Source organism: Adlercreutzia rubneri, from assembly GCF_009755265.1.
Taxonomy (GTDB): Bacteria; Actinomycetota; Coriobacteriia; order Coriobacteriales; family Eggerthellaceae; genus Adlercreutzia; species Adlercreutzia rubneri.
The window spans coordinates 18,498-28,742 of record NZ_WPOO01000026.1 but is presented as its reverse complement, the minus strand read 5'-3'; the positions used below and the strand labels follow the sequence as shown (position 1 = coordinate 28,742).

General features: G+C 58.9%; 11 protein-coding genes. 3 read left to right on the top strand and 8 right to left on the bottom strand.

Going from position 1 to position 10,245, the window contains the following annotated elements; translation table 11 throughout:
* From GO707_RS10995 to GO707_RS10980, 4 genes are all read right to left on the bottom strand, one after another.
* Positions 1 to 1,141 (bottom strand): ComEC/Rec2 family competence protein (locus GO707_RS10995; protein ID WP_472755562.1); only part of this gene is annotated, 1,141 nt, incomplete at its 3' end.
* Entirely contained in the window at positions 1,083 to 1,709 is a 627-nt protein-coding gene (locus GO707_RS10990; protein ID WP_198161090.1) for an MBL fold metallo-hydrolase, read from the bottom strand. The genes GO707_RS10990 and GO707_RS10995, both read right to left, overlap by 59 nt.
* Positions 1,710 to 1,763: 54 nt before the next feature.
* On the bottom strand, positions 1,764 to 3,980 hold the full coding sequence (locus GO707_RS12645) for a S8 family serine peptidase (protein ID WP_157013029.1): 2,217 nt from the start codon (positions 3,978 to 3,980) through the stop codon (positions 1,764 to 1,766).
* A gap of 136 nt (positions 3,981 to 4,116) precedes the next feature.
* A complete protein-coding gene (locus tag GO707_RS10980; protein WP_157013028.1) occupies positions 4,117 to 5,463 on the bottom strand; it encodes a lipopolysaccharide biosynthesis protein in 1,347 nt (448 codons plus the stop codon).
* A gap of 82 nt (positions 5,464 to 5,545) precedes the next feature.
* On the opposite strand from GO707_RS10980, the gene GO707_RS10975 reads away from it, so the two are divergent.
* Positions 5,546 to 6,337 carry a LicD family protein gene (locus GO707_RS10975; protein ID WP_198161089.1) on the top strand — a complete coding sequence of 264 codons (792 nt, stop codon included), beginning with the start codon at positions 5,546 to 5,548 and terminating at the stop codon, positions 6,335 to 6,337.
* Between the two features lie 12 nt (positions 6,338 to 6,349).
* On the opposite strand, the gene GO707_RS12080 is transcribed toward GO707_RS10975, so the two are convergent.
* A complete protein-coding gene (locus GO707_RS12080) occupies positions 6,350 to 6,568 on the bottom strand; it encodes a DapH/DapD/GlmU-related protein (RefSeq protein WP_198161088.1) in 219 nt (72 codons plus the stop codon).
* Between the two features lie 57 nt (positions 6,569 to 6,625).
* Here GO707_RS12080 and GO707_RS12075 point away from each other — a divergent pair, with 57 nt between their 5' ends.
* The gene (locus GO707_RS12075) at positions 6,626 to 6,973 is read left to right on the top strand and encodes a hypothetical protein (RefSeq protein WP_198161087.1); all 348 of its coding nucleotides are present in this window, start codon (positions 6,626 to 6,628) and stop codon (positions 6,971 to 6,973) included.
* Positions 6,974 to 7,044: 71 nt separating this feature from the next.
* On the top strand, positions 7,045 to 7,929 hold the full coding sequence (locus GO707_RS10965; protein WP_157013026.1) for a glycosyltransferase family 2 protein: 885 nt from the start codon (positions 7,045 to 7,047) through the stop codon (positions 7,927 to 7,929).
* Here the strand turns inward: GO707_RS10965 and GO707_RS10960 are convergent.
* Genes GO707_RS10960 through rfbC form a run of 3 tightly spaced genes read right to left on the bottom strand, consistent with a single transcriptional unit; the run spans position 7,926 to position 10,232 of the window.
* Positions 7,926 to 8,729, bottom strand: a complete 804-nt coding sequence (locus tag GO707_RS10960; protein ID WP_157013025.1) for a glycosyltransferase family 2 protein — start codon at positions 8,727 to 8,729, stop codon at positions 7,926 to 7,928. The two genes, GO707_RS10965 and GO707_RS10960, sit on opposite strands and share 4 nt — an antisense overlap.
* Entirely contained in the window at positions 8,730 to 9,623 is an 894-nt protein-coding gene (locus GO707_RS10955; RefSeq protein ID WP_157013024.1) for an NAD-dependent epimerase/dehydratase family protein, read from the bottom strand.
* An 18-nt stretch (positions 9,624 to 9,641) separates the two neighbouring features.
* A complete protein-coding gene (rfbC, locus tag GO707_RS10950) occupies positions 9,642 to 10,232 on the bottom strand; it encodes a dTDP-4-dehydrorhamnose 3,5-epimerase (RefSeq protein ID WP_157013023.1) in 591 nt (196 codons plus the stop codon).
* Positions 10,233 to 10,245: the final 13 nt, after the last annotated feature.

The window sequence follows — 10,245 nt, the reverse complement described above, 5'->3', positions numbered from 1 at the left end:
TGGCGCCGGAGCCCTTGAGGTAGTACCATTTGCCGCCGATCTTCTGCCAGCCGGTCCGCATGGCGCCGGAGCCGTCAAGGTAGTACCAGGCGCCGTCCGCCTTCGCCCAGCCCGTGGCCATGGCGCCATTGTCGGGAGACAGGTAGTACCATTTCCCTTTCTCCTTCAGCCAACCAACCTTCACCGCTCCACTCGCATCGGCATAATAGAACCAGCGATCGCCGAACTTCGTCCAGCCCTTGCCCACATATAGAGAGCCGTCACTTTGGAGATAGTAGTGCTTAGCACCTTCATGGTGCCATCCAGTAGCCATCGAGCCATCCGACCAACGCAGATAATAGTTTTTTGAACCAACCTGCCTCCATCCCATAGCAAGAGAACCATCGCCTTCGAAATAGCGCCACGCACCATCCACCATCTGCCAGCCTGTCCGCTGAATCTGGGGCACGCCATCGAGGTAATAGAAGGCCCATGGCGCCGAGGAACGCTTTTGCAAAAGGAGGCCAGTATGATCGACGTTGGTCGTAACGCCGGAATCGCCGAGCGTAGCCACAAGCGCCAAATACCCATTATCTGACGCACTGGTGGCATTGAAGTGCTTCGCCCCAATGCGATGAAGCGCCTGGATAGTTTGTTCTGGCAGAAGACGATAGCTACCCGTCTGCACGGCAACAGGGCGAACCCCATTTGCCATCGGTCTCATAATGGCGGTCAGGAAACTAGGGGTGTTCGACCCCTGGCGCCCATGATGGGCCATTTTTAAGAAGTCGACATTGCGCAAGGTCTGGGCAATTTTCGTCTCATCGCCTCCCCCGAGCGACCACCCTTGCGAATAGTCGTCGATATCGCCGGCGAGAAAAGCCTTGCGTCCATTCGCCGCCGTCACCAACACCGCATAGGAAAAGCGGTTGGCATCGGGAACACGATAGGTTGAATAATCGGTGTCGACGGGGTCGTAGTTCATGATTTCGATCTGCGCGCTCCCAAGCGCGAATATGGAACAACCAGTGAGAAGATCACGCTTGCCGTCCACGTCTTCCGTTTCATCCCCGTCACCGCCCTCTTCGTCGAGTCCGGCCTCATTACCACTGAGCTCGCCTTCGACGCTGCCATCGCTTTCGGCGCCCCCCCTCGTCACCATCGGTGCCAAGCTCCGGCACTTCCGCCCAATCGGGATCGAGGTATTGTACGAGCTTCCCGTCGTAACTCTCCACCGCCTCAATCAGACGATCGTAGACGAAGCGATTGTCCCACAGTCTCGTCTCTTCGCTGATGAAGGAATCGCTGTAAAGGGGCGTGTACACCGTTTTGGGGTGGAACTTGCGTATGACGTCCGCAGCAGAACCGATATGATCGCTGTGCGGATGCGTACCGATGTAGAATTCAAGATTGTCTTCGGTGATGCCAAGCATTTCCATATAGGAAATGACCTGGGATTCGATACCCTGCCCAACCGTGATGCCGCCGCGCAACGGGTAGCGCTCATCGGCTCCATCGGGCGACAGCGAGTCTTCTCCCGAATCTACAACGCCGAACTTACCGTCACATTCGACGATGATGGCGTCAGTATTGTTGTAGGGCATCACATGAATGCGCACTTCGCCGTCTTTCGGCGCGCCGTAAGCCAAAGACGATCCCAGCAAAACCATCACAAACGCGCACAGCAGTATGCCGAGCATTGCGCCCGGCAGACCCAATCGCCTCTCCATAACACAAACTCCCATATAACACGCAATATCAGAACTGCGGTAGTCTACCAAGAGCTACCGCGTTTTATCCCACTTCCCCGAAGCGTTCACATGATAGCGACCAATCCACTGACTCGTAGCCATAGCACCGGACGATTTCACATAGTAGTTTCCGATCCAACGGTTCGCCTGCATCGCACCGGAACCATTAGAGTAATACCACGTCCTTCCAACCTGGTACCAACCCGTCGCCATGGCGCCCGAGCCTTTCAGGTAATACCACGTCTTGCCCAGTTTGAGCCAGCCCGTCGCCATGGCGCCCGAACCCTTTAGGTAATACCACGTCTTGCCCAGCTTGAGCCAGCCCGTCGCCATGTCGCCATTACCGTGGAGGTAGTACCAAGTGCCCTTCACCTTAATCCAGCCTGTGGCATACGCTCCATCGTTCCCGACATAGCGCCATTTGCCACCTACCGTCACCCAACCTTGGCTCGTCGTCGCAGGGCGCTCGGGAGCTTGCGGCGCCGGCTTTACGGTCGGCTGCTTTTGCGCCTGCTGATCGGGCTGCTTCACGGGAGGCGCCGGCTGCACGGAAGGAGCCTGCGATTCGGAGGGTTCCGTCCCATCGCCCTTCGACGTCGTGTCCCCAGCAGCAGGCGATAGGACTTTCTTTAGGGCAGCTTCAGCATCAACCGCACCCCACCCGCTCTGATCGTCCTTGCCGCGAACTTCGGTGAGATCGGCTGCCGTTTTGCAGAGCACATCCCTGACTTCTCGCGCCGAAAGCTCGGGGGCCGCGACACGAACCATAGAGGCAACCGCCGCCACAACAGGACAAGCCATAGAAGTGCCGTCCATGTATCCGTAGGTATCCGTTGAGCCATTAAGGAGGAGAGTGCTGTAGATGCTCTCTCCCGGGGCGGACAGGTCACACCAATCGCCATAATTCGAGAACGATGAGCGTGTAATATCCCCCGTCATCCACGTGGCGGAGGAGATGCTGTTGCGGCCCGAGCTCACATGGGCGCGGTGCGTCAAGCTGATGACGCCGATCACGCTGTCACACGAGGCAGGAATGCTCTTCTGATTGACGCCGCTGTTGCCGGCTGCCGCCACGATCAGCATATCGTCGTTGTCAGTTAGCTCGCTGCAGAGCTCTTCGAAGTAGCGTGCGAGCTCCTCATCGTATACGTCGAAGCCCAAGCTCATGTTGACCACCTTGCAGCCGATATCGCGCGCGTACTCCAAAGAGTAGACAACGTCGTAAACGGTGCCGTTAGCAACCCATGCACCTGTTCGCGGATCCCGCGTTTTCTTCGAAAAGGCATCAATGACGACGAGATCGATCAGGTTGTTTGCATCGACCGTAGAACCCCCGCTGGCAACGCCCAGCGTTCCGCCGTTGCCCGCTTCGGCAGCAATAATCCCCGAAACATGGGTGCCGTGGCTCGCGTACTCCTCAACGCCGGCGCTCCCGTTCACGTAGCCATCACCGCGGAGCGGCTTCGTCGTCCAAGAAGAGAGATCCTTCTCCTCCCCGTGCACAACCTCGGCACTTTGCCTGCGATTGACCACATTGGCTAGGTCGGGATGGCTCAGCGAGGCACCCGTGTCAATCACGGCCACCTTCGCAGACGCGGCCGTTGGAAGTCTCGTCGCAATAGCATCCCAAGCGGCTGGAGCCTTCACGTAATCGATGTACCACTGCCGCGCTTGGAGGTCGTCAATTTTGACAGCGGCGGCCCCTTGCGCAACCGCCGACGGCTCATCGTAGGTGGACACGGTGTAGTTTGGCAGGGCGTATCTGACTGCCGGATCTTGCTTGACCATCTCCGCAGCAGTCTCCACCGTCACGTCATCCGAGATCTCCACGGGAACGGCGACGCTCTCCTCAAACGTCGCCTCAGCCGCCGACTCCTCCCCTTCCACGACATCGATAGCGGCCTGCTTCTCGGCATCGGACGCTGACTCCTCGTACACGACGATGATCTCACCGGGGATATACCCCAGCTCATCAATGTCGGCAGACCGCTCCTCTTCCGCCAATGCGGCCTCTTCCACACCGGCAAGGTAATCACCATCGTCGGGATAGGTCTCGCCGCCCCCAACGTTGGCGGACTCGCTAGTATCCGCTGCGGCTTCGTCCAGCGCCGCCATAGGCACTTCGGTATCACCGATTGCCCCCGACGGAGCGGCAAAGCTTTCCGGAATGCCGGCTACGGTGACAACAAGCAGCGCGGACAAGGCGATGCACAGCGCCCGACGGAACATCGAGCGGTCAGTCTTGTTCATGATGTCTCCTCATGCCGACACCCATCCAGCGAAACCGCGCCCAACACCTTAACGCATTGTGCACGGCTTCGCTTAACTTTCTTGTTCGTATTCTACTATGCCCATTAGGCAAAATCGAGAACTAACTAACAGCATGTCAAAGAGCGGAGCCGTCGACGGAATCAGCGTTGCGAACGGCCCCTGACTTTTTCAGGCAGGCTAGGAACGAAGCCCCCATACTCACTGCCGCCGCCAAATAGGAGGCGATGGCCGTAAAGCTCACGCCATTCATGCCCCACCATTGCACGAAAGGAACCATGCAAGCAAGCGCAACGACAAGGGGCACGATGCTGCCTATCAAATTTCCCCTGAAATCGCGCACAGCAATGAGCAGATCGTTGAGAAACCAAACGTAGGCCGTGATCATCGCGGATACGATCATGGGAACAAGAAGGTAGGCGTATTGGCCGATATTGTTGGCGAAGAACAGCTCGAGAAGAGGGGCTCCGAACAATTCAAGCAGCACGGCGCAGACAATGCCGACAAGGGCAATACCGCCCGTAACTCGCAGCAAGAGCCCCATGAGCTTCCGCTTCTCGCCCCGATCGTAGTAATCGGCGAAATACCCGATCAGCGGATAGTAGATGTAGGATGCGCCAGTCTGTATGATAGCCACCGGCGCCGCCACCGAGGCATAAACGCCCAAGGCGGCCTCCCCCATAGCATCGAACAGATACTGCCGCGGCGCGGACACGGCCGCGGCCATCGCAAGGGCCCCGATAACGATAGGCAGGCACTTGAGGAGAAGATGCCGCGTCTTCCTCCAGGTGATACCGAGTCGTAGCTTCTCGAACCCGTTGGAGCGGGGCATATCGTAAACAAGCCCTATAACCAGCAGCGCAAGACTCATAAGCGCGAGTGTTACTTCCAGATTCTGCGTCAGGGAAAACGCAAGAGCGAAGATCGCCAGAGACGTCACGCCCTGCATTGCCAAAGATATGCCGATGTAGTCCATCCGGTAGTGCCGCTGGTCGCAAGCATGGAAGACATCGATGAGCAATGCCGCAGATTTGAACAGACCGTAAAGCATAATCGCGGGCACAGCCGACAGGGGACACGTGAGCAACGCGTATCCGAAGCAGGCCACCAACGCGATTCCGTTCGTGATGACCCTCAGCGTGAAGTACTCTCCGACGGTGTTCTCGTGACGGGTATCGGATATCTGGTACGTGTACATCCGGTACTGCGCCACAGGGGCGAAGATTCCATACACCGAGACAGCCAGGGAATAAAGCCCCGCGGCGTCATAGCCGCTCGCGATGCGAACGACCAGGACCGTTATGAGCCATTGGGCCAGAAGATTCGTGAACGACCCCGCGGAATTCCACAGCATATTCCGCTTCATAGACAGGGGCTCTTGCTCGCCGCTCACATGATCCTCCAACTTCTCTCGATCCTTGAACACCGAAGTCGCAACAAATGCACACCGGCAGGACACCGTCATACGATACTATATCCTACGAAACAATTGCCGGCCGCGCTTGGCGAAGCGCAGAAAACCTAAGGGAGCAACACCGATGAGGGCCATGACGCTAGAGGAAATGAAGGCAGTCGAGCTTGAGATCATGGACGAGATTGACGCCATTTGCCGCCAACACGGGCTCACCTACTTCCTCGGTTACGGCAGCGTCCTCGGCGCCGTTCGCCACGGCGGCTTCATCCCCTGGGACGACGACATGGACGTCATCATGCCGCGCGACGACTACGAACAGCTCATCGCCCACTTCGACAAGTGGCGTACAAGCAAAAACTACGCGCTCACGTTCTGTCGCAACGACACATCGGTGTATCAATTCGTGAAGATCATCGACACGCGTACCTCTGTTAAGGAGCGCTACGTAAGCGCCTCATACAAAACGGGCGTCTGGGTCGATATCTTTCCCCTTGACGGCATACCCAAGGACGCCAAACGCGTTTTTCGACGCAATGCCCGGCTCACCGCGTCGCTGGCACTCGCCCTGTCCGATCCGTCAAACGGCACAACACCCCTGCGCAAGCTCGCAAAGAAACTGCTCGACCCCATAGCGAAGAGAATGGATCCCGCACACTATTCCCGGCTGATCGATGACAACGCCCATCATTGCGAGAAGACCGACGAGGCGGCATATCTCGATATCGTCTCAATGGCCGACCCCGATATTGTGCAGCCGTCCTCGTGGTTCGAGCCCCACGAAGTCGACTTCGAGAACCGCCGCTATTTCATACCTCGGAGCTACGATGAGTATCTCACGCTCAATTACGGTGATTGGCGCACGCCATTGCCCGAGAGCCAAAGGCATAGCCACACGACCGAGGCCTACTGGATCGACCGCGATTAAGAACGCCCTCCGCTATCCCTCGGCACGGTAGGGAACCCAGCTGCCCGTCTCGTCGTCGTAAGCTTTTATAGGGCGCGCAGGAGAGCCGACAGCGATGCAGTTCTCGGGAATGCTTCGCGAAACCGTGGAATTGGCCCCAATAATGCAGCCACTCCCGATGGTCACTCCCTGAAGAACGACAACGTTCTCGCCGAGCCACACGTTATCGCCGATAGTAACCGGCGATCCCACGAGGGGACGATCGTTCGGGGGAGTCCGCGGATCGCAACCCTCCCTCCCATAGGAGCCATGGCTCAAATCGGAGATGAATATCTTCGATGCGAAGAGGCAGTCATCGCCTATTGTTATTTTGTGCAGCGCGGCAAGATGTACGTTGTCGCCAATCCGGCAATTGCGTCCGAGTTCTATCACGCCTTCGTCGAACATTTCGAATCGGCAGCCATGCCCCGTGGTAAAACCGGGCTCGAACCTCAAATTGCTCTTTTGGCGGATGTGAAAAGGCCGCCTAACGAGCGTCGCTCCCGGATAAAACAACTTGGTCGCAATGAAAGAGAAGCCCATCGACACGATGTCGGAAAGGGAGTGCATTTTAAGCTCTTTGAGCATCGAAGCCATAGCCAATCTCCAAATCGTTGAATTAGTGCAGTTGCGCATCGCCTGAGCGCAACAAGGTATTATAGAGCGTAAGTCCAAGGCGAAGGAGAGCAATGAGCCAAACCGACATCACCGTCATCCTTACCGTTTACAACCAACGGCCGGAGAGCATCGAGACGTCCATGCGCTCCGTAGCGGCTCAAACAGGATGCACCTACCAACTCCTTGTCGCCGACGACCACTCATCCGAAAGCTTCGAGGACGAAGCTACGGCACTCGCCAGCGAGCTGGGTATCAGCAACTTCACCTACGTACGCCACCCCGAAAACGTGCAGACTGTTCGAAACATACTGCACGCCCTGCCTTACGCCGAGGGCCAGTTCATCAAGGCCCTCGGGGCCGGAGACGCGCTCTACGACGAGAGCACGCTGGCAGCCATCGTGGCATTCTGCAGGGACAACGACGTTCATGCCGGCTTCGGCGATATCGTCATTGACTTACCCGATCGCCCCTCCTATGGCGCTCCGAAACGGCCGGAGTGTTATCCCCCCGAAGGCTGCTGCGGCCATCGAGACCTTCTTCTCATGCAGCTCTCAACGGCCGACTGGATTCCTGGCTGCTGCCAGTTTTTCGAGAAACGACGCTTGGAGGAGCTGCTCGCTCTTCTCGCCGAAACCTATGAAGTACGCTACTGCGAGGATTTCGCGGAAACCATAGCATTGCTCGATGGCGACGTGCATCATCTGCACCGCCCTATTCTGCTTTATGAATGGGGCACCGGCATCTCCACAGGCGGAAGCATAGAATCTCGAAAGCGCCTGTACGCCGATCACGAGCGTCTCTATCGACGTCTTCATGAAGCTCACCCAGACGACTCGTCCTACCGCTCTGCCTACGGCAAATTCAAGCTCCGGCAATTCCTCGCCCTCAAAACTCCGCTCTATCCCCTGCTCCAGAAGATCGTGGCAAAGGGATACACCAAAGCCGCAGACGCCTAAAGCTCGTTGCTCTTCTCGCCCAAGGCGTACACCTTGTAGATGAGCTTCGCCACGGGAGCCGGCCACAGCGACGAGAGGATCTCCAGATCCTCCGCCTGGCGCGTGCCATCCTTCAGGTTCTTCGATGTCGAGGATTCCTCGTAAATTCGGTGCCCCATGAGGCGTTCCGGCACGTACACGAACCGCCCCGGCTCGCCGGCCAAATCGACCCACGTCTTGTAGTCGCAGCTGTTCTTGTACGTCTCATCGAACACAGACGGCCCCAGATTCTCCTTCACGAGCATCACCGCGGGACAGCAGATGGGGTTGCCCAAAGAAAGCGCACGGCGCTTCACGAATCGCGACCCGTTCAAAACCCGCGTCCCCAAGGGCGCGTTCAGCGCGCGCTTGATGCGCAGAAGCGCATTGCCGGCCACGCGCTCGCCGTTGCGGATCTCGAAATAGTCGGAAAAGGCCAGCTGCAGCCCGCCTTCCTCGTAGTCGTTAACGGCGGCGAGCATCGTGGAGAGGTAGTTCGGCTCGTAGTAGTCGTCCTGATGCGCGATGGTCACCAACGGCGTCTCGGCCGCATCGTAGCCGTAGTTCCAGTCGCTCGCAGCGCCGCGCGGATCTGGATTCACCACCACGGGCACCTCGAAACGGCGCGCCACGGCGCTGATATGGTCGTTGGGCGTCGAAGTGGAGATGATGATCGGGCAGCGCGCGTCCTGGGCGAGCAGCGATTCCACCGTGGACGCCAAATAGGGGTTTTCCTTGTAGGCGCAAACGGCGAACGTATGGTCGGAGGGGGCAAAGGTCATCTAGCTCACCTCGGCGCTCTTGCGGCCGCCCTCGGCGCCGGAAGAGCCCTCGGAGGCCATAATAATGGCGCGAATCTCGGTCGCGTCGCCCCACACTCCCGGCGAATCGTAGGGCCTGTCGGGGAAGGCGCCGTAATCCAAGGCAATAGAAAGCCCGTTCTCGCGAATGAACCCCTCTACGCGATCGGCCAGGCTCTCCGGCGCTCCGGTGCAGCAGTTGATGACGCCCGTCACCTTATCCTGCAGCACCACGGCGGCAATCTGGCGCGCCAGCTCCTCGACGGTTATGAAGTCGTAGAGGTTCTTGCCCGTGGTGAAGGGGAAACGCTCGTCCCCGGCGCGGGCGGCCCGCAGAAGCTTCCCGAAAATGGACTGGGCCTTCTCGTCGTTGCCGTAGATGTAGAAAGCGCGCAGCCACTGGAAGGCGACCGGCATCGGCGCCAGCGAGAGCGCAAGTCCCTGGCGCAGGGCGTTCTTGGCGATGCCGTAGAGGCTCTGGGGATTGCAGGGAGTGTCGGCCGTGATGGCCCCCTCCCAGTACCCCACCTCGTGCATGGTGCCCATGACGGCGATCTGCCCCACCCCCGCTCGGGCCATGTTCATGAGGAAGCGGTAGTGGGCAGAAAGGTCGTCCATATGGCTTTCATCGTTGTGGGCGAACCCGTTGCGCCATGCCAGGTGCAGGCACACGTCGGGCACGCACCCGATGAGCTCGCACAAATCAAGCGCCGGGTCGAACAGATCGGCGGCCACCCACCGAACGCCCGGCGTCTCGTCCGCGCCCGCGCCGGCCGAGCGGTCGACGGCGATAACCTGCACGCCCCGGCCGGCCAACTCGCGCACCACCTGCGACCCGATGTAGCCGCCGGCGCCCGTCACCACAATCGTCTTCATGAAATAGTCCTCACTCGCCTACGCGCGACGCAGGGAGGCCAGGGGCGGATGCACCCGATCCTTGTCGCTGAGTATGATCTTCGTCTCGTCGAAGGCCTCGTCGCCCTCCATGGCCGGCCATACGACACCGATAGCCGGATCGTTCCACATGAGTCCGCCCTCATCGCCTGGGTGGTACACGTCGTCGCACTTGTAGCAGAACACCGCCCGATCGCTCAGCACCAGGAAGCCGTGGGCGAACCCGCGGGGAATGAACAGCTGCCGGCGATTCTCGGCCGACAGCACGACGCCCTCCCACTGGCCGAAGGTGGGACTGCCTTCCCGCAGATCCACCGCCACATCGAACACCGCCCCCTCGACGACGCGCACGAGCTTCGACTGCGGATGTTCGATCTGAAAGTGGAGGCCCCGCAACACGCCCTTCGACGAGGCGGACTGGTTGTCCTGCACGAACTCGCAATCGATGCCGCCGGCGACGAAGTTCTCCCGCTTGTAGGTCTCCATGAAATAGCCGCGCTCATCGCCGTAGCTCTTGACGTCAACGACGACGACCCCCTCGATGGCGGCCTTCGTGAAGGTGAAGTTACCCGAAGTGATCTGCTCTGCCATGCTCTCCGTACTC